Annotated in this window: 30 protein-coding genes; 17 read left to right on the top strand and 13 right to left on the bottom strand. The window is 59.5% G+C overall.

Annotation, left to right across the window (positions count from 1 at the left end; translation table 11 throughout):
• Nucleotides 1–6: 6 nt before the first annotated feature.
• Genes AO065_RS03835 through AO065_RS03855 form a run of 5 tightly spaced genes read right to left on the bottom strand, consistent with a single transcriptional unit; the run spans nucleotide 7 to nucleotide 4,293 of the window.
• The gene (locus AO065_RS03835) at nucleotides 7–654 is read right to left on the bottom strand and encodes a tetratricopeptide repeat protein (protein WP_004887552.1); all 648 of its coding nucleotides are present in this window, start codon (nucleotides 652–654) and stop codon (nucleotides 7–9) included.
• Nucleotides 651–1,460 (bottom strand): SDR family oxidoreductase, encoded by an 810-nt coding sequence (locus tag AO065_RS03840; RefSeq protein ID WP_004887553.1) that lies wholly within the window; start codon nucleotides 1,458–1,460, stop codon nucleotides 651–653. The genes AO065_RS03835 and AO065_RS03840 overlap by 4 nt, the downstream gene beginning before the upstream one ends.
• The gene (locus tag AO065_RS03845) at nucleotides 1,447–2,136 is read right to left on the bottom strand and encodes an iron-containing redox enzyme family protein (RefSeq protein ID WP_004887556.1); all 690 of its coding nucleotides are present in this window, start codon (nucleotides 2,134–2,136) and stop codon (nucleotides 1,447–1,449) included. The genes AO065_RS03840 and AO065_RS03845 overlap by 14 nt, the downstream gene beginning before the upstream one ends.
• Nucleotides 2,133–3,626 (bottom strand): AMP-binding protein, encoded by a 1,494-nt coding sequence (locus tag AO065_RS03850; RefSeq protein WP_004887557.1) that lies wholly within the window; start codon nucleotides 3,624–3,626, stop codon nucleotides 2,133–2,135. Before AO065_RS03850 ends, AO065_RS03845 begins: the two co-directional genes overlap by 4 nt.
• A complete protein-coding gene (locus AO065_RS03855; RefSeq protein ID WP_004887558.1) occupies nucleotides 3,616–4,293 on the bottom strand; it encodes a thermostable hemolysin in 678 nt (225 codons plus the stop codon). The genes AO065_RS03850 and AO065_RS03855 overlap by 11 nt, the downstream gene beginning before the upstream one ends.
• 262 nt (nucleotides 4,294–4,555) lie before the next feature.
• Here AO065_RS03855 and AO065_RS03860 point away from each other — a divergent pair, with 262 nt between their 5' ends.
• Together AO065_RS03860 and AO065_RS03865 are read left to right on the top strand one after the other, a co-directional pair.
• Nucleotides 4,556–5,893 (top strand): DEAD/DEAH box helicase, encoded by a 1,338-nt coding sequence (locus AO065_RS03860; protein WP_004887560.1) that lies wholly within the window; start codon nucleotides 4,556–4,558, stop codon nucleotides 5,891–5,893.
• Between the two features lie 298 nt (nucleotides 5,894–6,191).
• Nucleotides 6,192–6,566: a hypothetical protein gene (locus tag AO065_RS03865; RefSeq protein ID WP_004887561.1), complete on the top strand. Its 375-nt coding sequence runs from the start codon at nucleotides 6,192–6,194 to the stop codon at nucleotides 6,564–6,566.
• A gap of 60 nt (nucleotides 6,567–6,626) precedes the next feature.
• Here the strand turns inward: AO065_RS03865 and AO065_RS03870 are convergent, their stop codons facing one another.
• The 4 genes from AO065_RS03870 to AO065_RS03885 form a co-directional block, all read right to left on the bottom strand.
• Nucleotides 6,627–7,499, bottom strand: coding sequence for a DUF6279 family lipoprotein (locus tag AO065_RS03870; RefSeq protein ID WP_004887562.1), 873 nt, complete (start codon nucleotides 7,497–7,499; stop codon nucleotides 6,627–6,629).
• A gap of 83 nt (nucleotides 7,500–7,582) precedes the next feature.
• Nucleotides 7,583–8,311, bottom strand: a complete 729-nt coding sequence (locus AO065_RS03875) for a TorF family putative porin (protein ID WP_004887564.1) — start codon at nucleotides 8,309–8,311, stop codon at nucleotides 7,583–7,585.
• Between the two features lie 147 nt (nucleotides 8,312–8,458).
• On the bottom strand, nucleotides 8,459–8,971 hold the full coding sequence (locus AO065_RS03880) for a hypothetical protein (RefSeq protein ID WP_004887565.1): 513 nt from the start codon (nucleotides 8,969–8,971) through the stop codon (nucleotides 8,459–8,461).
• A 169-nt stretch (nucleotides 8,972–9,140) separates the two neighbouring features.
• Complete coding sequence (locus AO065_RS03885; RefSeq protein ID WP_025994762.1) at nucleotides 9,141–9,329, bottom strand: hypothetical protein; 189 nt, start codon at nucleotides 9,327–9,329, stop codon at nucleotides 9,141–9,143.
• Between the two features lie 340 nt (nucleotides 9,330–9,669).
• Here AO065_RS03885 and AO065_RS03890 point away from each other — a divergent pair, with 340 nt between their 5' ends.
• Complete coding sequence (locus AO065_RS03890) at nucleotides 9,670–10,506, top strand: CvfB family protein (protein WP_004887568.1); 837 nt, start codon at nucleotides 9,670–9,672, stop codon at nucleotides 10,504–10,506.
• A gap of 42 nt (nucleotides 10,507–10,548) precedes the next feature.
• Here the strand turns inward: AO065_RS03890 and AO065_RS03895 are convergent, their stop codons facing one another.
• Nucleotides 10,549–11,181 (bottom strand): DsbA family oxidoreductase, encoded by a 633-nt coding sequence (locus tag AO065_RS03895; protein ID WP_004887571.1) that lies wholly within the window; start codon nucleotides 11,179–11,181, stop codon nucleotides 10,549–10,551.
• 153 nt (nucleotides 11,182–11,334) lie between these two features.
• On the opposite strand from AO065_RS03895, the gene AO065_RS03900 reads away from it, so the two are divergent.
• A complete protein-coding gene (locus tag AO065_RS03900; protein ID WP_032652408.1) occupies nucleotides 11,335–11,736 on the top strand; it encodes a DUF2177 family protein in 402 nt (133 codons plus the stop codon).
• A 408-nt stretch (nucleotides 11,737–12,144) separates the two neighbouring features.
• Here AO065_RS03900 and AO065_RS03905 read toward each other — a convergent pair whose 3' ends face one another.
• Complete coding sequence (locus AO065_RS03905; RefSeq protein ID WP_004888248.1) at nucleotides 12,145–12,525, bottom strand: hypothetical protein; 381 nt, start codon at nucleotides 12,523–12,525, stop codon at nucleotides 12,145–12,147.
• A 245-nt stretch (nucleotides 12,526–12,770) separates the two neighbouring features.
• On the opposite strand from AO065_RS03905, the gene AO065_RS03910 reads away from it, so the two are divergent.
• The 3 genes from AO065_RS03910 to def all read left to right on the top strand — a co-directional run bounded on the left by AO065_RS03910 (nucleotide 12,771) and on the right by def (nucleotide 14,745).
• Nucleotides 12,771–12,962, top strand: coding sequence for a CsbD family protein (locus tag AO065_RS03910; RefSeq protein ID WP_004888250.1), 192 nt, complete (start codon nucleotides 12,771–12,773; stop codon nucleotides 12,960–12,962).
• A gap of 226 nt (nucleotides 12,963–13,188) precedes the next feature.
• A complete protein-coding gene (locus AO065_RS03915; RefSeq protein ID WP_004888252.1) occupies nucleotides 13,189–14,178 on the top strand; it encodes a YihY/virulence factor BrkB family protein in 990 nt (329 codons plus the stop codon).
• A 27-nt stretch (nucleotides 14,179–14,205) separates the two neighbouring features.
• The gene (gene def, locus AO065_RS03920; protein ID WP_004888257.1) at nucleotides 14,206–14,745 is read left to right on the top strand and encodes a peptide deformylase; all 540 of its coding nucleotides are present in this window, start codon (nucleotides 14,206–14,208) and stop codon (nucleotides 14,743–14,745) included.
• Between the two features lie 9 nt (nucleotides 14,746–14,754).
• Here def and AO065_RS03925 read toward each other — a convergent pair whose 3' ends face one another.
• The gene (locus tag AO065_RS03925; RefSeq protein ID WP_032652566.1) at nucleotides 14,755–15,165 is read right to left on the bottom strand and encodes a GNAT family N-acetyltransferase; all 411 of its coding nucleotides are present in this window, start codon (nucleotides 15,163–15,165) and stop codon (nucleotides 14,755–14,757) included.
• Nucleotides 15,166–15,320: 155 nt separating this feature from the next.
• Between AO065_RS03925 and AO065_RS03930 the strand changes: the two genes are divergently transcribed.
• The 9 genes from AO065_RS03930 to AO065_RS03970 all read left to right on the top strand — a co-directional run bounded on the left by AO065_RS03930 (nucleotide 15,321) and on the right by AO065_RS03970 (nucleotide 23,594).
• Complete coding sequence (locus tag AO065_RS03930) at nucleotides 15,321–16,334, top strand: ABC transporter substrate-binding protein (protein ID WP_004888259.1); 1,014 nt, start codon at nucleotides 15,321–15,323, stop codon at nucleotides 16,332–16,334.
• 7 nt (nucleotides 16,335–16,341) lie between these two features.
• Nucleotides 16,342–16,869 carry a GNAT family N-acetyltransferase gene (locus tag AO065_RS03935; RefSeq protein WP_004888260.1) on the top strand — a complete coding sequence of 176 codons (528 nt, stop codon included), beginning with the start codon at nucleotides 16,342–16,344 and terminating at the stop codon, nucleotides 16,867–16,869.
• 99 nt (nucleotides 16,870–16,968) lie between these two features.
• Entirely contained in the window at nucleotides 16,969–17,469 is a 501-nt protein-coding gene (locus AO065_RS03940; protein WP_004888261.1) for a hypothetical protein, read from the top strand.
• A 31-nt stretch (nucleotides 17,470–17,500) separates the two neighbouring features.
• Entirely contained in the window at nucleotides 17,501–17,938 is a 438-nt protein-coding gene (locus AO065_RS03945; protein ID WP_004888262.1) for a nucleoside deaminase, read from the top strand.
• Nucleotides 17,939–18,451: 513 nt separating this feature from the next.
• Nucleotides 18,452–19,273: an alpha/beta fold hydrolase gene (locus AO065_RS03950; protein ID WP_004888263.1), complete on the top strand. Its 822-nt coding sequence runs from the start codon at nucleotides 18,452–18,454 to the stop codon at nucleotides 19,271–19,273.
• A complete protein-coding gene (locus AO065_RS03955; protein ID WP_004888266.1) occupies nucleotides 19,263–20,438 on the top strand; it encodes a PAS domain-containing sensor histidine kinase in 1,176 nt (391 codons plus the stop codon). Before AO065_RS03950 ends, AO065_RS03955 begins: the two co-directional genes overlap by 11 nt.
• A gap of 229 nt (nucleotides 20,439–20,667) precedes the next feature.
• Complete coding sequence (locus AO065_RS03960; protein ID WP_004888268.1) at nucleotides 20,668–21,879, top strand: GAF domain-containing sensor histidine kinase; 1,212 nt, start codon at nucleotides 20,668–20,670, stop codon at nucleotides 21,877–21,879.
• Between the two features lie 173 nt (nucleotides 21,880–22,052).
• Nucleotides 22,053–22,373: a hypothetical protein gene (locus AO065_RS03965; RefSeq protein ID WP_004888270.1), complete on the top strand. Its 321-nt coding sequence runs from the start codon at nucleotides 22,053–22,055 to the stop codon at nucleotides 22,371–22,373.
• A 54-nt stretch (nucleotides 22,374–22,427) separates the two neighbouring features.
• Nucleotides 22,428–23,594 (top strand): PQQ-dependent sugar dehydrogenase, encoded by a 1,167-nt coding sequence (locus AO065_RS03970; protein WP_004888271.1) that lies wholly within the window; start codon nucleotides 22,428–22,430, stop codon nucleotides 23,592–23,594.
• A gap of 96 nt (nucleotides 23,595–23,690) precedes the next feature.
• On the opposite strand, the gene AO065_RS03975 is transcribed toward AO065_RS03970, so the two are convergent.
• Nucleotides 23,691–23,999, bottom strand: coding sequence for a PepSY domain-containing protein (locus AO065_RS03975; protein WP_004888273.1), 309 nt, complete (start codon nucleotides 23,997–23,999; stop codon nucleotides 23,691–23,693).
• Nucleotides 24,000–24,285: 286 nt separating this feature from the next.
• Between AO065_RS03975 and AO065_RS03980 the strand changes: the two genes are divergently transcribed.
• Complete coding sequence (locus AO065_RS03980; protein WP_004888274.1) at nucleotides 24,286–26,457, top strand: TonB-dependent siderophore receptor; 2,172 nt, start codon at nucleotides 24,286–24,288, stop codon at nucleotides 26,455–26,457.
• Nucleotides 26,458–26,724: the final 267 nt, after the last annotated feature.

Genomic DNA, 26,724 nt, shown 5'->3' on the forward strand with positions numbered 1-26,724 from the left:
GCTCCGTCAGTCGAGCTTCTTGTTTACATCGACCAACAGGGTCTGGATGTCTTTTCTGCGTGACGCGTCTGCCAGCTCACGTCCGGGGCGGGGTGGCGCTTTCAAAGCTTTGTTCAAGGCATCGCGGGCTTCGGCGTACTTGCCCTGACGGTACTGGTGATCGCCCCAGAAGTAGAGCGGGTCGATGCCGTCCGGGTTGATTTTCAGCGCCTTCTGCAACAATTCGCCGGCCTTGTCCGAATCACCGAAAGCCAGCGGCCAGCCCGGCACGCGATCGTAAAGCACAGCGAGGCTGGTGTAGGCCGAGCCCTGCAGGGCGGTAGGATCAATGCTCAGCGCCTTTTCCAGATCGGCCTTGGCCAGCTTGGCTTTTTCCAGTGCACCCAGCCCCGGACCCTGGGCGCTGGCCCAGCTGCTATTGACGATACCGGACCAGATCCAGGCCTCGGCTGCGGTCGGGCGATCCTTGACGAAGGCGGTGGACTGGGTCGCCAGCTTCTCGAACGCCGCGACACGTTGATCCTTGGGCAGGTCGTACTGAATACGCCGCCAGTCCTGCTGAATGGTGTCAAGGCGTTTCTGGTCAGGTGCATCGAGTGCTGCCCACACGGGCAGGCTGATCAGGCCGACGAAGGCCAACACGATTCTTTTCATAAAGTCTGTTTCTCTTCCGGGTGAGTACTGCTCAGACGACGAATCAAGGGTAGGTGTTTACGCAGGCCGCGGTCGACCAACATGGGCAAAAGGCTGTTGAGACGCACAAAAAAACGCTCCGGCCAGCCCAGGTACAAGTCTCGCCGGTCACCGGCAATGGCATGCACCACCGCTTTCGCCACGTACGCCGGATCATCGACACCGGATTTCAGCGCCTCGTTCAATGCCTGCGCGGCCGGGCTGTTCATCGTGGTACGCGTAGCTCTTGGCGCAACGTACAGCACGCTGACACCTGTGTCTGCCAGCTCGCGGCGCAGCGCTTCTGAGAACCCGCGCAGGGCGAACTTGCTCGCACAATAGGTGGCATAACCGGCGTGGCCGATGGAACCGTAGGTCGAGCCGACATTCACCACCATGGCCTGCCCGGCGCTCCTGAGCAGCGGCAACATCGCGCGGGTCAGCAGAATCGGTGCGTGCAGGTTGATCATCAGCATAGCGTTGATGTCGTCGGTCGAAAGCTGCTCCAGCATCGCAAAGTGATTGGCGCCTGCTGCGTTGATCAGCAGGTTGACGCCCGTCGTCGCCTGCGCCCTTGCCACCACCTGTTTGCGGCCTTCTTCGCTGCACAGATCGGCTTCGACCCAGTGCAGGTTGTCGGGGTACGCGGCAAGGAGCGAGCGCAACGGCTGACCGTTGCGCGATACCGCCAGCACCTGTGCGCCATGGCTGCACAGCGCCTCGGCAATCGCCAGGCCAATTCCGCCACTGGCCCCGGTCAGCACGACGCGGGTTTCAGACAGTTGCATGAGTGCTTTCCTTGTGGTCGTGCGCCAGAACGCCTGGCAGCTCGCGAAACATATCGGTGTAAAGGCGATAGACGATCTTTGAGGTGTGGATTACGGCGGCTTGATCCTGTGGATCGTCGAGGCGGTCCATCAGCGTGCGGAAGGTTTCCATATGGCCGACGTCCAGACTGCCATGAGAGCTCAGGTAGCTGAACGCAGCGGCGGGCAGTTCCAGATGTTCGCGGATGCTGTCGGCGGCATGGGTGGCCAGCGCGATGCTGGTGCCTTCCAGTACGTTGACCATGCCGAACAGGCCGACCGGATTGCCGCGTGCGATCAGGTCGTAAAGATAGGCGACCATCAGCTCAATGGGCGTGGCGGGCGCTCCGTCACGTACCGCTTCTGCATCGCCACCACAGGCGCGCAGGTCGTCGAGGATCCAGCGTTCGTGGCCGTATTCATCCTCGATGTACTCGCACACCGCTGCACGCAGCCATTCCAGTCGGGAAGGCAGTCGGGCACCGCAGGCCATCATCAGCGGCACGGTGTGGCGCACGTGGTAGTAGGCCTGGGACAGAAAGGCCCGGTAGCTCTCCAGGCTGACCTGGCCCTTCAATGCCTGGCGGATGACCGGCAGGTTGAACAGCGTTTCGCGCTCCTGCTGCGTGGCGTCCTGCAGGGTCTGGAAGAAACTCATGATGAAATACCTTCGGCTGGGTTCGACGAAATGAACAGGGAGCGGTAGTGATCGAGAATGGCGTCGCGGCGTGGTCGGCCATTGGCGGTAGCTAGCCCGTTGGCCGGGCTGAACGGTTGCGGGAGGCGGGTCCATTCGCTCACGCGGGCGTAATCGGGCAAGCGTTGATTGGCCTGGGCGACGGCCTCGGCAAGTTGAAGGTCGGTCATCTCGGGGCGTTGCGGCCAGAGCAGTGCATGGTTGTGCGCCATGGCCTCGCCGTAGACGAACGCCTGGGCAATGTGCCCGCTCTGGGTGAGTTCGGCCTCGACCCATTCCGGGTTGACGTTGCGCCCGAAGCTGGTGACGAACTGGTGCTTCTTTCGGCCTTTGAGGTACAGATAGCCCTCGGCATCGAACTCGCCCAGATCGCCCGTCGGCCACCAGACGTCGGCGGGCGGCGTTTCGCCCAGATAACCCAGCATTGGAACGTTGCCGATCAGCACCTCGCCATCATCAGCCAGGCGAACATGAACATGAGGCAGTGGCTTGCCCACGCTGCCGACACGCTGCGCGTCGGGCCGGTTCAGCGCCACCACCGATGCGCACTCCGACAAGCCGTAACCTTCATAGACCGGAATGTTTGCTGCCTGGGCGCGAATCAGCAGTTCCTGACTGACGCGTGCGCCGCCCACTGCCACGAAGCGCAGCATTGAGGCGTCGAACGCAGCCATTTCGCAGGCGGTGACCAGCAACAGCAGCAGTTGCGGGACCAGAATCATGCTGTCGGCGCGTTGCTGATTCAGGCAGGTCAGCAGACGCCGGGGGTCGACGCCGCTGGCGCCTTGGATGCCGAGGGTCTGCTGGCTCGGCAGACTGAGGCTGCCCCCTGCGTACAGCGCCGCATAGCAGCCAATGTTTTCCAGCAGAATCGCCAGCGGCAGCAGGGTCAGGTAGTTCTCCGGTTGCAGCGGGCGACTGGCTTCGTACAACTCGCGGGCAACGGTCAGCACGCTGTCAGCACTCAGGCACACGCCTTTGGGCGTCCCTGTCGTGCCTGAGGTGAACGTGAGCTTGGCTGTGCCCGACGGCATGAGGGAGTGCGTGGTGAATGTGCGACGCCAGAACAGCAAACCGTTTTCCGCGCTGACTTCGTAGTGCGCAGCCTGAAGATGTGCGTGATACGCAGGCTCGGCGATGACCAGATCCGCCAGGCTTTGCTCCAGACAGTGCAATTGCTGGCTGACGCTGAAGAACGGCGGCAGGGTTACGCAACCCAAACCTTCCAACAGAATCGCCAGATCCCACAGCAATGCGTCGGGGCTGTTGTCCAGCATCAGCGCCACCACCCGGGTGTCTGCCTGTCGCAACTGTTGTCGACGCTGGTCGATCTCGACGATCAGCGCCGCGTAACTCACCTCCACACCGTCGCCCTTGAGCGCGATCCGGTGAGGCTGCTCGTAGGCAAAACTCTCCAGTCGCTGCCAGAACTGTTCACGTTCATGCGACATGGCAATGTTCCTCCAGCGCCAATGGCAAGCCAAAGCGTTCGAACACCCCCGTGTTGCTCAAGTGGCGGAAGCCTGCGCCGATGTCGCCCACATGGACGTTGGGCTGAGTCTGGTAGTAATTGCCCCACGCGTGTCGGTCGTCACCCAGACGCAGCGGATCGGCCGGGCCGAGTGTGACCGGGCACAGGCCCAGCCGGTTGAAGCTGTTGACCAGCGCGTTGTTGCCGGTGAACGTCACCCATTCCAGCCCGCACATGGCCAGCAGCCAAGTGACGGTGATGATGCTGAGCCGAGCGCTGCCCAGGTTGCTGGCCGCCAGATTGCCGACCTCGACAATGGCCTGTCGCTCGACCGGACGGCCAGCGGCCCTGTGCACCTGATGCTCGATAGGCTCGTCCAGATACCGCTCCAGAAACAGTGCCCCGGCTGTCGCCAGTCTGGCACCTGCGACGGCGCAGAGCGCTCCGCTTCCATCGCTGAGCCCGAACAGCTCTGGCATGAACTGCTTCACGTCCGCGCCGTGGGCTTTCTGGAAACGGGCCTGAATGAATGCTTCGAACCCGTTGCGCCGAGGGGCGTCGACCGGCGCGTGGCAAAGGGTCAGTGGTGCAGCGTCAGGACTGCCGAAGCTCAGCGGCAGGCAGATGTTCCAGTCGATATCAGGCATTGATGAGGTCCCAGTCAGCGAGTGAGGGGGAGTATCCGAGTGGTTTCTTAACGGAATCTGAAGGTCGCGGGGGAAACTGTGACCCGCGTCCCGAAATCGCCGGAATGCCTTGTGCCGCCAGCGTTTGTTCAGGTTCGACGCCAACGTCTGATGCCCTCGTCGCCAAACAAAATCAGCCGTTGGTGGTAAAGAAACTCGGCCCCGGCGCTCGAAACCGTTACGCTATGCAGCTGTATTTTTGTTTTTCGTCGAGGTAACACCCGTGTTTTCCGAATTCGCCCTGCACGAACGCCTGCTTAAAGCTGTGGCCGAGCTTAAATTTGTCGAGCCTACGCCTGTGCAGGCAGCGGCCATTCCGCTGGCACTGCAAGGGCGCGACCTGCGGGTGACTGCGCAAACCGGTAGCGGCAAGACAGCGGCTTTCGTCCTGCCGATCCTCAATCGCCTGATCGGCCCGGCCAAGGTTCGCGTGGACATCCGCGCCGTGATCCTGCTGCCGACCCGCGAGCTGGCCCAGCAGACCTTGAAGGAAGTTGAACGCTTCTCGCAGTTCACCTTCGTCAAGGCGGGTCTGGTCACGGGTGGTGAAGACTTCAAGGCTCAGGCCGCGATGCTGCGCAAGGTGCCGGACATTCTGATCGGCACGCCGGGCCGTCTGCTGGAACAACTCAACGCGGGCAACCTGGACCTCAAGCACGTTGAAGTGCTGGTGCTGGACGAAGCCGACCGCATGCTGGACATGGGCTTCTCCGAAGACGTCGAGCGTCTGGCCGGTGAATGTGCCGGTCGCGAGCAGACCATGCTGTTCTCCGCCACCACCGGTGGTGCGGGCCTGCGCGAGATGATTGGCAAGGTTCTGAAGGATCCGCAGCATCTGCAATTGAACAACGTCAGCGAACTGGCTTCCGGCACACGTCACCAGATCGTCATGGCTGACCATAACGTGCACAAAGAGCAGGTTCTGAACTGGTTGCTGACCAACGAGACCTATCAGAAGGCAATCATCTTCACCAACACCAAGGCCATGGCTGACCGTCTCTACGGGCGTCTGGTCGCGTTGGAATACAAGGCGTTCGTGCTGCATGGCGACAAGGACCAGAAAGACCGCAAGGCGGCGATCGACCGTCTGAAACAGGGCGGTGCCAAGGTTATGGTCGCAACTGACGTTGCGGCCCGTGGCCTGGACGTTGAAGGCCTGGACATGGTCATCAACTTCGACATGCCACGCAGCGGCGACGACTACGTGCACCGTGTGGGCCGTACCGGTCGTGCCGGCAGCGAAGGCCTGGCGATCTCGCTGATCTGCCATGGCGACTGGAACCTGATGTCGAGCATCGAGCGCTACCTCAAGCAGAGCTTCGAGCGCCGCGTCATCAAGGAAGTCAAAGGCACCTACGGCGGACCGAAGAAGGTCAAGGCGTCGGGCAAGGCTGTTGGCGTGAAGAAGAAAAAGACCGACGCCAAGGGCGACAAGAAAAAAGTCGCCGCCAAAGGCCCGACCAAGCGCAAGACCGCCAACCGTCCCAAGTCCGATCTGGTCAGCCAGGACGGCATGGCACCCCTGAAAAAACGCACCACCCCGGCGCCTGCGGCTGAGTAAGTCCTGAGCGGGTCCCGGCTTGCACACCCGTAAGAGCTGCGTGAGCGATCAGTCAAAGGCTTCAGCCCTCACACTGATCGTTCCTCACGCTCCGCGTGGGAATGCCTCTCAGGACGCTCCGCGTCCAGGCGTACACCCCCGCAAGACCTGCGTGAGCTGATCAGTTCTTGCGCATTCCCTCCTGCCACCCGGCACCCTCGGCTGAACGGCTGCACACCCCGCAGGTCACAACGTTGAGACAGGCGCTTGTGACCGGATGTCACGAGCCGTTCATCCATGCAGGACGGAGGGTTTTACAATGAATTACAACTGGGACCTTATCGAACGTCTGCTTCATGACGTGCAGAACAGCGGCGGTTCGTTTGACTCGCAGGAATACACCACGGCTAAAGCCTCGGAAGGCGAGGCGGTCGCTGACGCTGGAAGCCTTCAGGCCGAAGCCGCACAGCTCAAGGAGCTGTTGACCAACCGTGGCTTTATTCAGTCGCGCCCGCCAGAAGAAGATAATGGGCGTTCGAAGCTCATCCTCACCCCGCGTGGTTCAAGCCTGCTGGCACTGATCGACAGCAGTATCCCCGGCAACGACCATCCGCGTGAGGTCCTGGATAGACAAGAGGACGGGCTGGACCCGGCCACATTCGATGAAGTGGCATCCAAGGCTCAGGTTGCCTGATCCCCGTTGACTGTACGCGCTGCCAGCGTGCAGCGCGTCTTTGCTCCTCGCCCACTACGACTATTGGGCTGCACCCGCCGCTTTCAGGCAGTTCAGATCGGTGAAATCCTTGCGCATGTCGGCGATCCTACTCAGAAGGCGGTCTCGTTGCTCCTGAGTGCTTTGCGCGGTGATGTCGACAATCAGCGAGATCGCCGCCTTCTCGGTCTGGTCGTATGCCTTGCGGTATTCCGGGGTCCAGAACGTCTCACGATCCTGCAACAACGCGGCTATGCGCTGCGGGAAGTCGCTGGACTGGCGCTGCTGCACGGTGGTCAGAAACAGGTTCTGCCAGCGTGTGCGGTTCTCGATCCACGCCTTGTTCTGTTCACCCAATGAAGCGGACCACACCTGAATGCGGTCCTTCTGAGGCTGGTTGAGTTTGCCGATCCACGGTGTCAGGCGCTTTTCCATGCGGTCGGCACGTTCGGCGATCTGGCGTTCCAGAGGCTGATCCAGGTATTTGTTCTCGCGCTTGCGCTGGTCCTTGGCGAAGGCGTTCTGCATTTCCTCGACCTGCTTGTCATCGAAGCGGCTCAGCAGCTCGACGGCCGACGGTGTGATCTCGCGAGAAATCTTGGCGATGGCGTCCTTGGCCTCACGGGTGCGTGCTTCCAGACCCCCGTAGGTGACCTGATCGTTTTTCACCATCTCTTCCAGCTTGTCCAGCCAGGTCAGGTACTCCGGCAGCTGGGTGCTGCAATGCCAGCTCAGGTGCTGCTTGAGGCGCACGTTGAGCCAGTCTTTCTGAGCGGAGTTCATGTCCAGATAGTCGCTGAGCGTCCACGGAATGATCACATCGAGATTGCGATACGCCAGACCTACCTGATTGCACCCGGCAAGCAGCGACACGGCCATCAACATCGTAATGAAGGCTTTGAACAGAGACTGCATGAACGCTCCTCGGGGGCACTGACCTGCATGGATGCTGTGCAGTAGAGGAGTGTAGCGCCAAGGGGTTCAACCGGGATGCGGTATCAGAAAAACGAACGCACGGCCTTGAGGGTGAAGGTGCCGTCGCAACGCGCATTGTGGCCGCTGTACACGCTGCAATCGCCGCCGCTGAGGCTCGACCCGCTGTAGATCAGGTTCATGTCGATGCCCAGCCAGGGACGCGAGAGATTCAGGGACCAGTCATTGAAGCCGCTGATCTGTCCGCCGTCGTCAGAGGTCTGCGGCGTGTCGAACTGATGGTTGGCGTACTGCATGCGAACGCCGATGCCGAGCCGCTCGATGGCACCCAGATCGATGAACACTGTGCTGTCACGCGAGCCCACGTCGTTGCTGAAGGCGGCGCCCACCCGACTGTCGAGCATCCGCAATCCGGCATAGAACTCGTGGCTGTCGATCTGGCTGGTGTCCGGGTAGCTGTAGCGAATCATGCCCAGCTCGTAGCCCAGCGTATTGTCGAAGGGTTTCTTGAAGCCCATGTAGGAATCGACTTCCAGCGCGCTGTCGGGCGTGAACCCCATGTTGGGTGCCCACTGGCCGAAGTAGAAACCGCTGTCGTGACTCAGGTCCATGCCGCCATGAAACGAGCCTGAACCGCCACTGGGCGTAACCAGGCCCTGCGCCATGCTGCGCGTGGGGGTCGTAGCCAGTTTCAGGTCGAAATCACCCAGATCCCGCTCCAGAACCTGGGCAGAAATGGACTGACTGATGAACAGGGCGCTGAAGGTCAACGCATGTAAGCGATGGCTGAGCATGGCTCACTCCTTAGTGTGTCGAGGAGTGTGGTCAGGAATGGCGTATCGAGAAATGGCCCGGAAGCCCGACACAAGCCGCGTGCTAGAGCCTCGCAAGGATACCGTCGAAATCGTGGCGCAGTGCGCCGTTCGTCGATTCGTCGTGTGTCAGTTGGACGCAGTCGCCTGTGCAGAGGGAATGACCAGCCCGCGAATCACCACCAGTGCCTGTTCGAAAGACGGGTAGCCGCTCTTGGCAACATCCAGTTCCGCGTACTCGTTGCGGTAGTGCTCGGAGCGTTTCGGATCGCTGATGCTCAGTTGCTGGGAGAGCAAGGCGATGGCCAGCGGGTGCTTGTGTGCGGCGGCAGTCTGCAGCAGATCGATGATCTGTTTGTGGTCGGCCTGCTGGCGTATCAACAGAACGGCCTGATAGAACTCCGCTTCGCCCGACGCGTCATCCAGCGCGGCACGGCGCAGCATGGCTTCGGCCAGTTCGTAGTTTTCACGGTTGTCTTCGCTGATCAGCAGCTTGGCCTGCAGCATGTCGTTCTGATACAGCAGATGACCGGCCCGGCAGGGGCTGTCGGTGAGCTGACTGTCATTGGGACCGTTCTCGCAGTGATGCGATGCGCAGCCACCCAGGTACAAAAGAGCGCCGAAAAGCATCCAGTTCTTCATTCGAGCATTCCGCAAATGAGACAACTACCCGAGCAGGATCCAGCTCGTGGTCATAGTGATATCAGACAAGAGAGTAGCAGCGTGACAGGAGGAATATCCAGCGAAGGATAGTCAATCTAGCGCCCTGAAGGTCAAGGCGCATAGAGATCGACGAGCAAGGCGGGGGGTGTTACTTCTTGCCGAGGTTGATCTGCTTGGACGGTGTGAAAGTCTGGCCACTCACGCCTTTGGCGATTTGCTGGATTTCGCCGCCGGACTTCAGGAAAGCCGCAATCTGTGCGTTGATCGAGTCGCTCGTTTCAACGGCTGGTGCGGGCTTGGCTTTCGAGTGGGATGCTTTGATACGCATGGCTGCCATTTACCTTCATAAACGTAATACGGCCAGCCATCGTACAGGAAACCCTCGGTCATTGCTTGGCGAATCTGGCAGCCAAAAAGAAGGGATACTCGCGTCAGAACAACTGTTTTCTGTTTATAGAGCCGCCAAGCGACTGTTTTCCCTGATGAAGTTCATAACTTTGTTTGCTGGCTACCCGATATCATGTGCGCCAGATCGGTGCATCCAACTGACGAGTGGAGAGCCACGTTCCCGTCCGGAATCTCATTTACCTGCCCGCAGTGTCGGCGCCCTGCCTCGTAGCGCGAACGTCGGCGTAAAGTCGGGTAGAATGCGCCCCACGTAATGAGGGTATCTGCACATGGCTTTAATCGGGCGCTACAACAGCTTGCAAGTGGTCAAGCACACTAACTTCGGTCTGTACCTGGACGGTGCGCAGGATGGCGAAATCCTTCTGCCCAATCGATACATCCCAAAGGATGTGCCCAGCGAAGATGAAGACTGGCTCAACGTTTTCATCTACCTGGACAGCGAAGACAAGCTGATCGCCACCACTGAAAAGCCCAAGGTTCAGGTGGGCGAGTTCGCCAGCCTCAAGGTGGTCGAAGTCAACAGCATCGGTGTGTTTCTGGACTGGGGCCTGCCAAAGGACCTGCTGCTGCCGTACTCGGAAGAGAAGCGCACGCTGCAGGCTGGCGACTATTGCGTGGTGCACGTCTACCTCGACAAGCACACCCGTCGCATCACCGCCACGGCACGCCTGGATCGCTATCTGGACAAGACGCCTGCCAACTACAGCGTCGGTCAGGAAGTCGACTTGCTGGTGGCCGAAGCCACTGACATGGGCTTCAAGGCGATTATCAACAACAAGCACTGGGGCCTGATTCACAAGAACGAAGTGTTCAAGTTCATGCGCGCCGGCAAGCAGGAAAAGGGTTTCATCAAGGAAATCCGTGCAGACGGCAATATAAGCCTGAGCCTGCAACCGGTGGGTGCCGAAGCGGCGAGCAGTCTGAACTCGAAGATCCTGGCCAAGCTGCGTGACAACAACGGCACCTTGCCGGTCAGCGACAAGAGCGACCCGCAGGTCATCAGCGGTCTGTTCGGCGTCAGCAAAGGCAACTTCAAGAAAGCCATCGGTGCCTTGTACAAGCAGGGTCAGATCGTGATCCACGCCGATCGTATCGATCTGGTCTGACAGTGATCAGGGGCTGACCGCACTGCCTTGATGCAGCGCAGGTCAGGCCCGGTCGGACAGCCGGTCGATTTCCTGCTTCAAGCGATTGAACGGCAGCGTGCCGTTGAACACCCTGGCCTGCTCAAGGGTTTCTTCACTGCGCCGCAGCAATACGACCGGAACCGCCCTCAACCCAAGTTTCTGCGCCAGCGCCTGATCATCGAGCACGATTTTTTCGTACTCGCTGGCGATGAGTGCGTCTTCCAGAGCCTGCCTGTCCAGACCGAGCGTGTGGCCCAACTCCAGCAGTGTCGGCGTCTCGCCAATATCCAGCCCGTCCTCGAAAAACGCCTTGAACGCACCTTTGTGGAAATCGGCAAACCGTCCCGCCGTTCTGGCGAATGCTGCAGCCTGAAGCACCTTGCGGCTGCGGGGTTGAACCGTGGGCATCTTCATCACGACTTGGCGTTTGTCGGCCATGGGCAGCACAGAGCGTGACCAAGTTGCACGCAGGTAGTCGGCATCGGGGTCAAGCATGGCGATCGGATCTGGGCGCAGTTCGAAGGCGTGCCAGTTGAATTCAAGCCGCTCGCCAAAGCTGTGCTGAAGCTGTTCAAGCACCGACAGTTGCAGATAACAGAAGGGACAGACGTAGTCGCTCCATACATCGATTTTAAAAGGACCCGCAGTGTTCATTCGCCAAACTCCATAACGCTAATTAACACTGACTCCCGTAACCCCGTAAAAGTCCTGCCATTCGGAGGATCATTTTTCGACTTGCACAGGTCATACCCTCATACGAGGGCTTTCTGCCGTCGCATTCATCAAGGACGCCCCATGAAAATGCCTTTGAAAACGATCGTCACGGCCTACGTCGGCACGCTGTTGGCGTTTCTGGTGCTGGATGGAATCTGGCTGGGGGTGCTGATGGGCCCTACGTACCGCGAGTGGCTGGGACCATTGATGCTGCAAACCCCGGTGATCGGGCCTGCGGTGGCGTTCTATCTGCTGTATGGCGCGGGTGTGGTGATCTTCGGCGTGATGCCTGCGCTCAAGGAGCAGCGTATGGGGCGGGCAACGCTGTACAGCGGTCTGCTGGGACTGATTGCCTATGGCACCTACGACCTGACCAACTGGGCCACGCTGCAGGGCTGGCCAGCGCAGCTGGCGCTGGTGGATCTGGCGTGGGGCACCGTGGTGTCGGCAGTGGCGGGTACTGCGGGGTATCTGGCGGCGCGTCGGTTTGGCTGACAAGCCGCGCCGACTGCATCGCCGGCGAGCCGCCTCTTATCAAACAACCTGTAACCCGCTGAAGAAACAAATTTTTTGTGGGAGGCGCCACCACGTCTTCGACGTAGCGCTGTCGCGCAGCAAACTCAGTGGGAGCGGACTTGTCCGCNTACATCCGACGAATATTCATCGCCTGAAATACAGCATTCGCGGACAAGTCCGCTCCCACAAAATCGCGTTTCTTCAGTAAGTTACAGGTAGTTTGATAAGAGGCGGCTTGCCGGCGATGAACGATGACGCGATTTTCCTGATATACCGCGTCATCGTTCATCGCGGGCAAGCCCCCTCCCACAGCCCGATGTTTGCTGCGCGACAGCGCTACGTCGAAGACGTGGTGGCGCCTCCCACAGTCCAGCGCTCGCGGCGTGATCAGTCCTGCAAAAAGCCCGCAAAGCTCAGGTTGCTGCCCTTGGGGCGCATGTCCTTGAGCCAGGAATCCTTGTCGGCACTCAGTTCCAGGCTGACGGTGGGCTTGCGCTTGTCGGCGTTGCGCACTTCAAGGCCTTCGATGTGGTCACGCATGAACACAGTGGTCACTTTCAAGTGCAGCAGCTGATCCGTTTCAGGCGTGTACATCAGCAAGTGCAGCCACTCGTATTGGCCAACCTGCAGACGCGGGACGGGCAGGTCGAACCACCAGATATTGCGCTTGTGGTCGAGCACGGCGAAATGGGTGTTGTTGACGCCGAGCACAGCGCCGCCCAGATCCTGGTTCCTGCGTGCGATGGCCAGCTTTTTATCGAGTTTCATAACGTTCCTGTGAATCGGTTTGTTCAGCGCGCCGGACCGTGCCTGGCAACTGTGCGGCGCATTCTCGCACAAACTCTGCCTCGCGCTCGCGGCGAACAGCAGAAATGCAGGTAAACGGGGCGGCAGACGAACGGCCCTCGATGCACTGAAAATACTTGAAACTCTTGGCGAAAACCGCCGGTCAATCCTTATGTCGAGTACGACATCCGATTCCAATGCGGTCTTCAGACCCAGGAGATACACCCATGAGCAGCACTGGCGATAAAATCAAAGGCATGGCCAATGAAGCAGCTGGTAACGTCAAGCAGGCTGTTGGCAAGGCGACTGACAACACCAAGCTGAGGGCTGAAGGCAAGGCGCAGGAAATCAAGGGCGAAGGCCAGCAGGCCAAGGGCGAAGCCAAGGATGCCATCAAGAAGGGCGTCGACAAGGCGTAAGCCGATCTCTTCCGGCTCGCAGTCCGGGAGGAATACGATGCAGATAACGGTCATCCCAGGATGACCGTTATGCATTCTGCTCTGCGCAACTGAAACCTTTTACGACCCGTCAAGTCAATGTGACATCGGTCGCTGCGCATGGTTGTCATTGAATTGGCAGATAATTGCAGCGATGTGCGGTCTTGACGATGTAAGGTGTTCCAGTAAGGGAGCCAGAGGAAACGCCATGATTTTCCCCCATTTGCGCCAACTGTCGGTTGGCAAAGTGCTGGTACGCACCGTCAACGAGTTTCTCGACGACGAGATGTCCACTTACGCGTCGGCACTGGCCTACCAGATGCTGTTTTCTCTGTTCCCGTTCCTGCTTTTCCTGATCGCGCTGATCGGCTTCCTGCATTTGCCGGACTTCTTTTCATGGCTGCGCCTGCAGTCGGAGCTGGTCTTGCCGCCGCAGGCACTGGAGCAGGTCAACCCGGTGATCGACCAACTTCAGCAATCGAAGGGTGGTCTGCTGTCCATCGGTATCTTCATCGCGCTCTGGACCGCTTCGGCGGGCGTGCGTCTGATGATGAGCGCCATGAACGCTGCCTACGATGTGGTCGAGGGGCGCCCGATCTGGAAGCGCTTCCCGCTGTCGATCTTCTACACCGTCGGCATCGCCGGGATGCTGCTCGCCGCGGCTGCGTTCATGGTGCTGGGTCCGCAGGTGATGAACTGGATTGCCGCGCAGATCGGCATGGAAGAGTTCATCGTGACGCTGTGGACCATCCTGCGCTGGCCGGCCATCATTTTGCTGCTGATGGTCGCCGTGGCGCTGATTTATTACGTGATGCCTGACGTCAAACAGGAATTCCGCTTCATCACCCCAGGCTCGGTGCTGGCGGTGGTGGTATGGATCGTCGCTTCGCTGGCGTTCGGTTTCTACGTCAAGACCTTTGCTGACTACAACGCCATGTACGGCAGCATTGGTGCGATCATCGTGCTGTTGCTGTATTTCTACATCTCCGCTGCGGTGCTGCTACTGGGTGCGGAAATGAATGCGGTCATCGAGCACATGTCTGCCGAAGGCAAGGAAGAGGGCGAGAAGGAAGCGGGCGACGGTGGTGGCGAGGGTGTTGGCAAACAGCACGTTTCCGGCCTGGGTCGCGATCATTCCGTGCCGCTGCCCAAGGCAGACGAACCTGATTCGGACAATCGCATGTCCACGCAGCGATAGGGCTGAATCCTTGAAAGGACTGACTTCGTGATTCACAAGATCCTGAAAATGGGCGACGAGCGCCTGCTTCGCATCGCCCCACCCGTGCCGCAGACGATGTTCGGCAGTGACGAACTCAAGACCCTCATCGCCGACATGTTCGAAACCATGGAAAGCGTCGGCGGCGTGGGCCTTGCTGCCCCGCAGATCGGCGTTGACCTGCAGCTGGTGATCTTCGGCTTCGAGCGCAGCGAGCGTTACCCACAGGCCGAGGCGGTTCCGCAGACGATCCTGATCAACCCGGTCATTACCCCGCTGTACCCGGCCGTGGAAGAGGGCTGGGAAGGCTGCCTGTCGGTGCCGGGCCTGCGTGGCATGGTCAATCGCTTTCAGAGCATCCGCTACGAAGGCTTCGACCCGGACGGACAACCGATCCAGCGCGACGCTTTCGGTTTTCACGCACGCGTCGTGCAGCATGAATGCGACCACCTGATCGGCCGTCTTTATCCTTCGCGCATCACCGACTTCAGCAAGTTCGGCTTCATGGATGTGATGTTCCCCGACATGGACCCCAACGCCGACGAGTGACCGTTGCCGTCATGCGTTGCGGCACAGGGCGACCAGCGCCTTGCTGCGGCTGTAACGCATGAAACGCTCTCCCAGCGACTGCGGCAAGCGCTGCGCCTCCTCGAATCCCATTGGCTGATAAAACCCCTGCAAATCCGGATGACAGAACAGCCAGACCGGTCCTGTCAGCGGTTGTACTGCGGCCTCGATCAAACGCTTCGCCACGCTTTGTCCGCGTTCTTCCGGCGCCACAAAGAGGCTTGTCAGCCAATGTCCGTTCTCGACCGGCGTGAGGCACAGTGCGCCGATGATCTCCTGCCGTTTCGCCACCCAGGCCTGACCCTTGCTGGCGGCGCGCATCGAGGACTGATGCTGGCGATAGAACTTGCCCAGCAACGGCCGACACTCATCGGGCAAGGGCATGAAATGGGTTTCAGGCATGAGTAACCGCTCACAGGTGCGCAATCAAAGGGGCGAATCATACAGCTCGGCGGGTAACCTTCCCGCATGCTTGCGCAGACGGCTACAACTAATCGTACCCGGCCGGTGTCGATAGCTTTCAGACATCCAGTTCACACCCGCACCTTGAGGTGATCATGAAATCCATAACAAAACTTCTGGGCGGCTCGCTGCTGGCATTGGGGCTGCTCGGACAGCCTGTGCTGGCGGCCGACAAGGCAGAGCCGATCAAATTCGGCGCGCTGACTTGGGAAAGTGGCAGCCTGATCACCGAGGTGCTGCGCACCGTGGTCGAGAAGGGTTACGGCTACTCGACCGACACGCTGCCCGGCAGTACCGTCAGCCTGGAAACCGCACTGGCCAAAAACGACATTCAGGTCATCGCCGAAGAGTGGACCGGCCGCAGCCCGGTGTGGGTCAAGGCCGAAGCGGACGGCAAGGTGTTCGGGCTGGGCGACATCGTCAAAGGCGCGACCGAAGGCTGGTGGGTGCCTGAGTACGTCATCAAGGGCGAGCCTGCCAAGGGCATCAAACCGCTGGCCCCCGAGCTGAAAACCGTTCAGGACCTGGCCCGCTACAAGGACGTGTTCAAGGACCCTGAGTCGCCGGACAAGGGACGCTTCCTCAACAGCCCAAGCGGCTGGACCTCGGAAATCGTCAACACTCAGAAGCTCAAGGCGTACAAGCTGGATGACAGCTTCGTCAACTTCCGTACCGGCTCCGGGGCCGCACTGGACGCCGAGATCGGCTCGTCCATTCGCCGTGGCAAACCCGTGCTGTTCTACTACTGGTCACCTACGCCATTGCTGGGCAAGTACAAGCTGATCAAGCTGGAAGAGCCGCCGTTCAACGCCGACGCCTGGAAAACCCTGACCGATGCCAGTAACGCCAATCCCCAGGGCTCCGCATCGCTGGCGGCCAAGCTGTCCATCGGCGTGTCAGCACCATTCAACGAGAAACACCCGGAGCTGGTGACGTTCTTCAAGAAGGTGGATCTGCCCATTGATCTGCTCAACAAGACCTTGGCAGACATGAGCGAAAAACGCACCGATCCGAAGGTCGCCGCTCAGGCATTTCTCAAGCAGCACCCTGAAGTCTGGAAGGCGTGGCTGCCCGATGATGTGGCTGCCAAGGTCAGCAGTGCGCTGTAACTGAGCGATGAACACGACGCAGACCGACCGACTGGTGTTGCGCGACTTCGAGGTCGCCGACGTGCCTGCGCTGGCAGGGATACTCGGCGACCCGCAGGTCATGCGCTATTCCGTACGCGGTTTGCTCAGTGAGCGGGCCACGGGCGAATTCGTGCGTAACTGTATGCACGCTTACAGTGCCGATGGCTTTGCTCCGCAGGCTGTCATCGAGGTCGAGACGAACCGGTTGATCGGATTCTGCGGTTTGAACGCCGAGCAGGTCGATAATGTGATGGAGGTAGAGATCGGCTACCGACTCGCGCCGTCACATTGGGGCCGAGGACTGGCCAGCGAGGCAGCGCTTGCGACCTTGCGACACGGATTCGAAACCCTGCAGCTTGCCTCGGTCATTGCGATCGTTCAGCCGCAGAACACTGCGTCGGTCAGGGTTTTGCAGAAAACCGGTTTCAGCGACTACATCCACAGCCAGTACCACCGACTGGGCGTGCGCGTTTACCGCCTCACACTGGCGCAGTGGCGGGCGAGACATTGCTGAGAGCGCCACAGGTGTGCGGTATGCGACGTCGGTTGTGGCAAGGGCGATATGAGCTGTTAACGTCCCACACTGCACTGATTCACGCGTGGGGAGGGACGAATGACTGAGAGCCGGCAGGGATTGCAGGTTGCGCTCAGGACCGGTCTGGCATTACTGGCCTGTCTGTTGCTTGACGTTTCAAGGCAGGTGGCTGCCGATGAGGTTGACGATACCGCTCTGACCTTCGTGCAGGAGCGAAAGCTGGGGGACGGTCTGGCGTGGCTGGGTTATCAGGTCGCATCGCGAACGACGGCCTTTGCCAGCATCGTTGAAGCGGTCGGCAAGACGGAGGCGCAGGAACTTGTGCAGCGCGAGCTGCAGCGCCTGCAGCCGGACTACCAGGCTGAATGGGACCGCCATCTGGCGACCGCGTATGCGCATTCCTTTTCGGCAGAAGAGTTGCGTTCGCTCAGTCAGGGCGATGGCTCGTCATCGGTGGTGAACAAATTCAGGGCCAGAAACACGCAGGTCAGCGCCGAAATGAAAGCCAGCTCATCGGCATTGTTGGAGCGTTACGTCAGCAGGGCACTGGGCAATGCCCAGAATATTTTGAAACAGTGACACTCAACGAAAGCGAGGCAACATCATGGATATGGATCCGTTCATGCAGGCTGCAATAGACGAGGCCATGCAAAGTCTCGAAGAGGGCGGTATTCCTATCGGCTCGGTGATTGTCCACGACGGCAAGATCATTGGTCGCGGCCATAACCGCAGGGTGCAGGACAACAGCGCCATCAAGCATGGCGAAATGGACGCTCTGGAAAATGCCGGACGCCAGCCCGCCAGCGTCTACCGCGAGGCTGTGCTGTACACCACACTTTCACCCTGCGCCATGTGCAGCGGCGCGATTCTGCTGTACGGCATTCGCAAGGTGATCGTCGGCGAAAACCGCACGTTCATGGGCGAAGAAGAACTGCTCCGTTCGCGCGGCGTGGAAATCGAAGTACTCAACGACGAGACCTGCGAACACATGATGCACCGCTTCATCGGCCACAGACCTGAACTGTGGAACGAGGATATCGGCGAGTAAGAAGCTGATGCCCGCGTAACCAAACCTGGAAGTCCCTGCAGAGCTTGGCGTCAGATTCTAGAGCGGACGCGGAGCGTCCTGGGAGGCATTCCCACGCAGAGCGTAGGAACGATCATTGGTTTCAAGCACACCGATTGTGCCCATCGCTCTGCGCTCATCGTTATACACAAATCGACCTGAATGAATGCGGTATCCGAAAGTGGGAGCGGACTTGTCCGCGAATACCATGTTTCAGACGCTGCATCTTCATCGGCGGCACCTGCTTTCGCGGACAAACGGAACGCCGCCCGGTCCGCTCCCACGACCGTTTTCGCCCCTCGACGAATCACGCAGATGAAGCAAAGTGAGCAAACTGCTCCGCTCTGGCCCCGACTTTCTCAGCGCTGTCTTTTCCATCGTTCATCATAAATTCGGTTTGTGCCACTAGATTGCCTGTAACGATGATAATCTCGTCATATCGTATTGGCTGTATGCGCGCCGTGAAGGATGCGCGGCCGTTTTCTGGAGCCCGTTATGTCGGTCCAACAGCGTAACAATGTCAAAGTCATGGGCGAAGGACCGACCACATTGATTTTTGCCCACGGTTTTGGTTGTGATCAGAACATGTGGCGCTTCATGTCGCCTCATTTTGCGGAGCACTACAGGGTCGTGCTCTTCGATCTGGTCGGCAGCGGACAGTCGGACACCTCTGCCTACTACGCGCACAAATACGCAACGCTCAAGGGTTACGCCACGGATCTGCTGGAACTGGTCGATGAATTCGGCGGTTCCGGTCCGATCATTCACGTTGGCCATTCGGTCAGTTGCATGGTCGCCGTGCTTGCCGAGCTCCAGTCGCCTGGCCGTTTTGCGGGCCACGTGATGATCGGCCCGTCTCCGCATTATCTGAACGACGGCGATTACGTCGGCGGCTTCACGCGCACTGATGTGGATTCGCTGTTGGAAACCCTGGAAAGCAATTACCTGGGCTGGTCCAGCACCATGGCACCCACATTGATGGGGGCGTCCGACCGACCGGAGCTGGGCGAAGAACTGGCCAACAGTTTCTGTCGAACCAACGCCGACATCGCCAAGCAGTTTGCCCGCGTGACGTTTCTTTCCGACCATCGCGCCGATGTCGCTCTGTTCAACGCCAAAACGCTCATCCTGCAAAGCAGCGACGATCTGGTCGTGCCGGTTCAGGTCGGCGAATACCTGCATCGCGTGATCGCGGACAGCACCCTGCACATGATCCACAACGTGGGGCATTACCCGCACATGAGCGCGCCGCAGGCGTGTATCGATGCCATGAACCTGTTCCTCGATTCCTTTGGAAGCGCCCCGCATGGTCATTGAAGAAACAGGCCTGCCTGCAACCGAAGCGCTTTACGAACACGCGCCTTGCGGACTTTTGATCACGCAACCCGACGGCACGATCGAGCGGGTCAACCAGACGTTCTGTCTGTGGCTGGGCCTTGAGCGCGAGGCAGTGCTGGGTCGTCGTTTTCAGGACCTGCTGAATATGGCCGGCAGGGTCTTTCTGCAGACCCACTGGGCGCCTCTGCTGCAAACGCAGGGCTCGATTGCCGAAGTCAAAGTCGAGATCACTCACGCCGACGGTCGTTCCATTCCCATGATGCTCAACGCGGTACGCCGCGAGTATCCGGCGGGTGTGTTGCATGAACTGGCGGTGTTTCTCGCTGAGGAACGCAACAAGTACGAACGCGAACTGCTGGCGGCGCGCAAGATGGCCGAGGAGCTGTTGCAGCATCAGATGTCGGTTCAGAGCGAGCTGACCTCGGCCCGCAATCGTCTGCGCCTGGCCCACGCTGAGGCGGAAATTCGCGCGATTTTTGCCGAACAGATGGTGGGTATCGTCAGCCATGATCTGCGCAACCCGCTGGCGGCCATCAAGATGGCGGCCGGCTTGCTGGAGCGCAGTCTGCTGGAGCCTCGCCAGCAGCGTTTCCTCGGCCAGATCCATCATTCCACCGACCGCGCCGAGCGCATGATTGTCGATCTGCTGGACTTCACGCAGGCCCGCGTGGGCCAGGGCATCAATCTCTCGATGCAGCCGATCGATCTGCACGCCACGGTGGCCAGGGGCGTCGAGGAATTGCGACTCACCTTTACCGCAAATACGCTGATCCATCGCATGGAAGGAGAGGGCGCTTGCGTCGCTGACCCGGACCGCCTCCTGCAACTGGTCGGTAACCTGGTCAGCAACGCGGTCACCTATGGCACGCCGGGCAGCGAGATCGTCATCACTTCGGCATTCGAGGCGAACGTGATCAAGGTATCGGTGCACAACCGTGGCGAGCCTATTCCCATGGATAAGGTCGAGAGCCTTTACGAGCCTGCCGTGCGCCTGGTCAGCGACAGCGATGAAACCCGAACCGTCGGACTGGGCCTGTTTATTGTCCGCGAGATTGTGCGGGCGCATCTGGGCGATGTCAGTGTTCGGTCATCCGTTGAAGAGGGCACCACCTTCACGGCGACACTTCCACGTCCCGCAGCTTGAATTTTGTTGTGTGGAGAATATTGCCTACCTCGCTAAAATCCATTCAAATGGATGGATAGCAATATTCATATGAGTTGAATATTTTCATGTGCAGCGCGTCCCGTCTGGAAGAACGGTACAGGCGCGGAACTAAACGTTAAGGTTGCGCAGACAGTGATATACAAAACGGTCTGCGCGTCTAAAATGTTTCGTCATGCACAGCACATCAAAGCTTCGTTACAGGTCTGACATGCGGCAATCCATTGCAAATGATGTAGCCACAATCGGTCGGATCAGCGCTGTTCCCGCCATTCTGCAAGTCGTGACCGAATCGACCGGTCTCGGGTTTGCAGCCGTTGCGCGCGTCACACAAACGTCCTGGACCGCCTGCGCCGTTCTGGACAACCTTGACTTCGGTCTGGAGGCGGGCGGCGAGCTTGAATTGACGAGCACCATCTGCCATGAAATCAGTTCTTCACACCAGCCTGTAGTGATTGATCACGTGGCAGAAGACGCGAAGTTCTGCGCCCACCACACACCGCGCCTGTACAACTTCGAAAGCTACATCTCTGTCCCGATCTTTCTTGCCGACGGCTCGTTCTTCGGCACCATCTGCGCGCTGGACCCCAAGCCCGCCACTCTGACCGGCACACCAATACTGGCCATGATGGAGTCATTCGCCCGGCTGCTGGCGTTGCAGATTGAAGCCGAGGACAACATGCAGCAGGTGCAGGCCGATCTGCTGGCCGAGCGTGAAGTCTCGGAGTTGCGCGAACAGTTTATCGCCGTGCTCGGGCATGACCTGCGCAATCCGCTGTTCGCCATCAACGCCAGTGCCGAGTTGCTGCTGCGCCGCCCGCTGGACGACAAGGCGCAGCAGATCGTCCATCACATCCTGACTTCCGGCAAGCGAGCCTCGCAACTGGTGGACGATGTGCTCGACTTTGCAAGGGGGCGTCTGGGGCACGGCATTCCGCTGAGTATTCATGATGCGCAGGGCCTGGATGCCACACTTGAACATGTGGTTTCCGAGATTCAACGTGTGCACCCCAAAAGACTGATTCGTTCCCGCATCGGCCTGCTGGAACACATCCGCTGCGACCACGAGCGGATTGCGCAGCTGCTGTCCAATCTGGTGTCCAACGCGATCAGCCACGGCGATGCGCAAAGCCCGGTCGATGTCGTGGCGCTGGTCGATGGCGGATCGTTTCTGCTCAGCGTAACCAATCAGGGTGCGCCTATTCCCGAGCCGGTTCTGGCTCAGCTGTTTCAGCCTTACTCACGTCCCGTGACGGACGAACCGCAGGCCGGGCTTGGTCTGGGTCTGTATATCGCCAGCCAGATCGCTCTCGCGCATGGCGGCACGCTTGAGGTGTGTTCGACACGCGAGCGCGGCACGACATTCACGTTCAGCATGCCGCTGGTCTCGGCGTCATCGTCGTCCATGGCGAGCGCCCAATAAGCGCCGCCAGGTCATGTGCGGATACGTTTTCGTGCCGCACTGACCATCCTTGTTACAAACTCCTGCGTTGCTTTACTTGCTCATCACCACGGCCGGGCCGAACCTGAAGCCTTGATTGCCATCAAAGGCCTGAGTCTTCACCGTTCTCGACGCAAACCCATAAGAGGTAAGTGATGAACAGTTTCGTGCGCAAACTGATGTGGGGCGCGCTGTGCGTGTTATCCACAGTAGGCGCTGTACAGGCACAGAACCTGCCCAACAGCACGCTGAACAACGGCGCCAGCAGCAATCCTTACAACAGCCCGATCCACCGCGCCAATCCCAACAGCCGCCAGGGCACCGAATCGAGTGTTCCACCTTCACGTGCGCCCAACATCGCGCCGCCGGTGCGCAAGCCCACGCTGGAAAACGGCGGCATCGGCAATGGCTATCCGAACCGTCAGACACCCCAGCGGCCCTCCACGCAGAATCGTGATTCACAGCGTAATCAGTGACGTCATGTCCGTGCCTTGAGGCAGGACATCCAATCAATGCATAAGGAATCGCCCATGTTCAGAAAAACCCTGTTTGCGACACTGTGTGCCACTGCCGTGTTGAGCCTGCCGCTGTCTGCCGGTGCTGCTCCCACCGAGAATTACAAAAGCGACCTCGGCACTGTGACCGTAACGCCTGTCGCCGAGGGCTTGAACTACCCGTGGGCACTGGCGTTTCTGCCGGACAGGAAAGGCATTCTAGTGACCGAACGCTCGGGCAATCTGCGACTGGTTTCTGCGGACGGCAAGCTGTCCGCGCCGATCTCCGGTGTGCCGCAAGTCTGGGCCAGAAAGCAGGGCGGTCTGCTGGACGTGGTGCTTTCGCCTGACTTTGCCAAGGACCGCATGGTCTACCTGACGTACTCCGAAGGCAGCGGCAAGACAGCCGCCGAAGGTGACACCGCAGGCACTGCCGCAGGGCGCGGGCGGTTGTCGGCGGACATGACCAAACTGGAAGATTTTGAAGTGATTTTCCGTCAGGAGCCCAAGCTGTCGGTCGGCAATCACTTTGGTTCGCGAATGGTGTTTGACCGCGACGGTTATCTGTTCATCGCGCTGGGCGAGAATAACGAACGCGCAACCGCGCAGGACCTGGACAAGTTGCAGGGCAAGATCGTGCGTATCTTCCCTGACGGCAATGTGCCCAAAGACAACCCGTTCGTTGGTCAGGAAAACGTGCGTCCGGAAATCTGGTCCTACGGCCATCGCAATCAGCAGGGTGCTGCGCTGAACCCATGGTCTGGCACCTTGTGGACCAACGAACACGGTCCCAAGGGTGGCGACGAAGTGAACATCATCGAGCGTGGCCAGAACTACGGCTGGCCCATCGCGACGCACGGCATCAACTACTCGGGTGAGCCGATTCCGGAAGCCCAGGGCAAGTTTGTCGAAGGTACCAAAGTGCCGTTTCAGGTCTGGGAAGTTTCACCGGGCCTCAGCGGCATGGCTTTTTACGACGATGGTCGCTTCAAGAAGTGGGACCACAACCTGTTCATCGGCGCGCTGGCCACTGAAGAGTTGATTCGCTTGAAGTTTGAAGGCGACAAGATTGTTCAGGAAGAGCGTCTGTTGAAAGACATGAAACAACGCATTCGCGATGTGCGTCAGGGGCCGGATGGCTACTTGTATCTGCTGACGGATGACAGCAAGGGGCAGTTGCTGAAAGTCGGGTTGGCCGAATAAGCCGCCCTTATATAACGCACAAAAAAATTCCCACGCAGGTGGGAATTTTTTTGATCGGTTATCAGGCGCTGAATGGCTCAGCGTCCGACAGCAGTATTAACGATCCTGTTCGTCACGTACAACGGCGCCGGTCTTGGCGTTCACGTCGTAGTTCCATTCAACGCCCTTGGCGTCCTTGAGTTCGATCTGGTAGATGTAGTTGCCGCCAACATCCTTATCGAGTTCGGTGTCGTGAATCTCAAAGCCTGGGTGCTTGGCTTGCGCTTGCTTGTTGAACTGTTCCAGATCACCGATCGCACCGGATTTCTGCAGGCCGGCAATTTGATCAGGACGAACATCAGCGTGGGCGGCACCGGCAGCAACAGTCAGGGCAGCAGCAGCGAAGAGGGCAGAGATAAGTTTCATAAGAGTATTCCTTCTGATTGATCTGTTGTAATGGATTACTGGCTCGCTGAATCGTTCAGCGGCTTTGTTGAATTCAGATTATCCACGCTGACTTAATTCACGCTTAATAAACCGTTGTGTCCGGTTATTTCGAATCAGCGGGGTGAGTAAAGTGTGCTCACTCGATTCGTCTACAGAATGACGTGCACGCAAGGGTTGAAAAAAACCGGCGGTGAACGTAAAAGGTTGCCCCCTGCCGGAAGGTGCTTCGCGTCTGTCCAGGCGCCTGATCTTCTGGAGTCCGACAATGAGTACGCCCCACCGACCTGCCGCGCGCCTTGCGTCTCGCTTGTTGCCTTTGGGCATGGCCGTCGCTTCGCCGGTGCTGGCGGTCGAGCCGGTCAATCTGGAAGCCGTTAATGTCTCGGGCACCCGCGAAGAAAGTGTCGGCGACTATAAAGCGGCGCGGGCCTACATTGCAGGTTACGACCAGGCGACGTTGCTCGACACGCCCGCATCGGTATCGGTATTCACTGCTGCGCTGATCGAGGATCGCCAGGCCAGACTGCTCAGCGAGGTGCTGCGCAACGATGCCTCTGTCGGCGAAAGCTATGCCCCGGTCGGCTACTACGAGAACTTCGTGGTGCGCGGTTTCTCGCTCAACGCTGCCAACAGCTATCGCATCAATGGCCGCAGCATCACCGGCGAGCAGAATGTGGCGCTGGAAAACAAGCAGCAGGTCGAACTGCTCAAGGGCTTGTCCGGCCTGCAGAGTGGCGTGTCGGAGCCGGGTGGTGTGATCAATTACCAGACCAAGCGCGCGGAGGACGTGCGCTCGGTCACGGTGTCCACCAACGAGCATGGCGAGCGCTACATTGCCACTGATGTGGGCGGCTGGTTTGGCAGCGAGCAACAGTTCGGCCTGCGTGCCAATCTGGCGCATGAAGACATTCGCTCCTACGTCGAGCATGCCGATGGCCAGCGGGATTTCGCGTCCCTGGCGTTCGATTGGAACATCAGCGACCGCGCCTTGCTGCAGCTGGACGTCGAGTACCAGACCAAAGAGCAGCGTTCCGTGCCCGGCTATCAACTGCTGGGCGGTACGACCCTGCCGCACGATGCTTCGCCGCGCAAGCTGCTGGGTTATCAGAGCTGGTCCAATCCCGTCGGGATCGACTCCCTGAACATGAACGGCCGCTTCGAGTATCGCTTCAATGACAGTTGGAAGGGCAGCCTCAGCGCCTCCCGCAGTCGTGTGGTGATCGACGACTACAGCGCGTTCGCCTGGGGCTGCTACGGTTCGGCCAGTTGCGCGGCAGAAGCGGTGCCCAATCATTTCAGTGCCGAAGGCGGGTATGACATCTATGACTTCCGCAGTCCTGACGACACGCGGCGCAACGATGAGGTCGAGGCGGCCATGTCCGGCGTTTTCACTACCGGCTCGCTCGGTCATGAGCTGACCTTCGGCACCAGCGCCTACCGTCGTACGGTCGACACGCGAGGCACCTTCAACGAGTTTGTCGGCTCCGGCAACATCAACGAGGCGCCTGAAGCGGTTTCGCCCTCCGACCTGCCATTGCCGCACACCGAGCGTCGTCTCGACAGCCGCCAGTACGGGCTGTTCGTCACCGACCGCATCAGCTTCAACGAGCAGTGGCAGACGGTGCTGGGCGGACGCCAGGTGCGTCTCGACGAGCAGGCATACGCCGAGGACGGCAGCGATGCGCGCCACACCGAGCGCTGGGTGTTTCTGCCCCAGGCCGCGCTGATTTACAAGCCGGTGGACAACCTGTCGCTCTATACCAGCTACAGCAAGGGACTTTCGCTGGGTGGGACGGCGGCCTGGTTCACCACCAACGCCAGCGAAATTCTCGCCCCGACCGTGTCGCGACAACTGGAGGCCGGAATCAAGTACGACTGGCAGCGCATGAGCTTCACGGCCGCGCTGTTCCAGGCACGTCAGGCCTATCAGTATTCAAGGCCCAACGATGACGGCAGCTTTACCTATGTGCAGCAGGGCGAGCAGAAGAACACCGGCCTTGAGCTGGGTGCCAGCGGCTGGGTGACTGAGCGTCTGCAGATTTCCGCCAGCGCCGCAGCGATTCGGGCGCGCGTCGAAGGCAGCGGCACCGAGGCTTACGAAGGTCATCAGGCGCTCAACGTGCCCAAATACCGTGGCAGCCTGCAGGCCGACTACAGCCTGCCGATTCGCGGCCTGGCATTGCTCGGCGGCGTGCAGTACAGCGCCAGTAAAATGGCCGACCGCGAAGGCTCGGTGCAGGTCAATGACTACGCGCTGTTCAACGTCGGCAGTCGCTACAGCACGAAAATCGGCGGATACGACACCGTCCTGCGCCTGACCGTCGACAACCTGTTCGACAAACGCTACTGGCGCGACGCTGGCGAATACCTGGGCGACGACTACCTGTTCATGGGCGCCCCTAGAACCGCCAGACTCTCGGCTTCAGTCAATTTCTGAGTTGACTGCCGAAGCGGACGCAGAGCGTCCTGAGCGGCATTCCCACGCTGGAGCATGGGAACGATCAGTGATCTGAAAAACCTGTGGGAGGCCCCACCACGTCTTCGACGTAGCGCTGTCGCGCAGCAAACCGGTGGGAGCGAACTTGTCCGCGAATGCAGTATTTCAGCCACTGCATATGCGTCGGATGTACCGGCCTTTTCGCGGACAAGTCCGCTCCCACAAAATCGCGTTTCTTCAGTAAGTTACAGGTTGTTTGATAAGAGG

The organism is Pseudomonas viridiflava, assembly GCF_001642795.1.
GTDB lineage: Bacteria > Pseudomonadota > Gammaproteobacteria > Pseudomonadales > Pseudomonadaceae > Aquipseudomonas > Aquipseudomonas viridiflava.

What these genes read in the sequence shown, in the direction of transcription:
- AO065_RS03835 (WP_004887552.1), bottom strand. Translation starts at nt 654, where the DNA reads ATGAAAAGAATCGTGTTGGCCTTCGTCGGCCTGATCAGCCTGCCCGTG.
- AO065_RS03840 (WP_004887553.1), bottom strand. Translation starts at nt 1,460, where the DNA reads ATGCAACTGTCTGAAACCCGCGTCGTGCTGACCGGGGCCAGTGGCGGA.
- AO065_RS03845 (WP_004887556.1), bottom strand. Translation starts at nt 2,136, where the DNA reads ATGAGTTTCTTCCAGACCCTGCAGGACGCCACGCAGCAGGAGCGCGAA.
- AO065_RS03850 (WP_004887557.1), bottom strand. Translation starts at nt 3,626, where the DNA reads ATGTCGCATGAACGTGAACAGTTCTGGCAGCGACTGGAGAGTTTTGCC.
- AO065_RS03855 (WP_004887558.1), bottom strand. Translation starts at nt 4,293, where the DNA reads ATGCCTGATATCGACTGGAACATCTGCCTGCCGCTGAGCTTCGGCAGT.
- AO065_RS03865 (WP_004887561.1), top strand. Translation starts at nt 6,192, where the DNA reads ATGAATTACAACTGGGACCTTATCGAACGTCTGCTTCATGACGTGCAG.
- AO065_RS03870 (WP_004887562.1), bottom strand. Translation starts at nt 7,499, where the DNA reads ATGCAGTCTCTGTTCAAAGCCTTCATTACGATGTTGATGGCCGTGTCG.
- AO065_RS03875 (WP_004887564.1), bottom strand. Translation starts at nt 8,311, where the DNA reads ATGCTCAGCCATCGCTTACATGCGTTGACCTTCAGCGCCCTGTTCATC.
- AO065_RS03880 (WP_004887565.1), bottom strand. Translation starts at nt 8,971, where the DNA reads ATGAAGAACTGGATGCTTTTCGGCGCTCTTTTGTACCTGGGTGGCTGC.
- AO065_RS03885 (WP_025994762.1), bottom strand. Translation starts at nt 9,329, where the DNA reads ATGGCAGCCATGCGTATCAAAGCATCCCACTCGAAAGCCAAGCCCGCA.
- AO065_RS03890 (WP_004887568.1), top strand. Translation starts at nt 9,670, where the DNA reads ATGGCTTTAATCGGGCGCTACAACAGCTTGCAAGTGGTCAAGCACACT.
- AO065_RS03895 (WP_004887571.1), bottom strand. Translation starts at nt 11,181, where the DNA reads ATGAACACTGCGGGTCCTTTTAAAATCGATGTATGGAGCGACTACGTC.
- AO065_RS03905 (WP_004888248.1), bottom strand. Translation starts at nt 12,525, where the DNA reads ATGAAACTCGATAAAAAGCTGGCCATCGCACGCAGGAACCAGGATCTG.
- AO065_RS03910 (WP_004888250.1), top strand. Translation starts at nt 12,771, where the DNA reads ATGAGCAGCACTGGCGATAAAATCAAAGGCATGGCCAATGAAGCAGCT.
- AO065_RS03915 (WP_004888252.1), top strand. Translation starts at nt 13,189, where the DNA reads ATGATTTTCCCCCATTTGCGCCAACTGTCGGTTGGCAAAGTGCTGGTA.
- AO065_RS03925 (WP_032652566.1), bottom strand. Translation starts at nt 15,165, where the DNA reads ATGCCTGAAACCCATTTCATGCCCTTGCCCGATGAGTGTCGGCCGTTG.
- AO065_RS03930 (WP_004888259.1), top strand. Translation starts at nt 15,321, where the DNA reads ATGAAATCCATAACAAAACTTCTGGGCGGCTCGCTGCTGGCATTGGGG.
- AO065_RS03935 (WP_004888260.1), top strand. Translation starts at nt 16,342, where the DNA reads ATGAACACGACGCAGACCGACCGACTGGTGTTGCGCGACTTCGAGGTC.
- AO065_RS03940 (WP_004888261.1), top strand. Translation starts at nt 16,969, where the DNA reads ATGACTGAGAGCCGGCAGGGATTGCAGGTTGCGCTCAGGACCGGTCTG.
- AO065_RS03945 (WP_004888262.1), top strand. Translation starts at nt 17,501, where the DNA reads ATGGATCCGTTCATGCAGGCTGCAATAGACGAGGCCATGCAAAGTCTC.
- AO065_RS03950 (WP_004888263.1), top strand. Translation starts at nt 18,452, where the DNA reads ATGTCGGTCCAACAGCGTAACAATGTCAAAGTCATGGGCGAAGGACCG.
- AO065_RS03955 (WP_004888266.1), top strand. Translation starts at nt 19,263, where the DNA reads ATGGTCATTGAAGAAACAGGCCTGCCTGCAACCGAAGCGCTTTACGAA.
- AO065_RS03960 (WP_004888268.1), top strand. Translation starts at nt 20,668, where the DNA reads ATGCGGCAATCCATTGCAAATGATGTAGCCACAATCGGTCGGATCAGC.
- AO065_RS03965 (WP_004888270.1), top strand. Translation starts at nt 22,053, where the DNA reads ATGAACAGTTTCGTGCGCAAACTGATGTGGGGCGCGCTGTGCGTGTTA.
- AO065_RS03970 (WP_004888271.1), top strand. Translation starts at nt 22,428, where the DNA reads ATGTTCAGAAAAACCCTGTTTGCGACACTGTGTGCCACTGCCGTGTTG.
- AO065_RS03975 (WP_004888273.1), bottom strand. Translation starts at nt 23,999, where the DNA reads ATGAAACTTATCTCTGCCCTCTTCGCTGCTGCTGCCCTGACTGTTGCT.
- AO065_RS03980 (WP_004888274.1), top strand. Translation starts at nt 24,286, where the DNA reads ATGAGTACGCCCCACCGACCTGCCGCGCGCCTTGCGTCTCGCTTGTTG.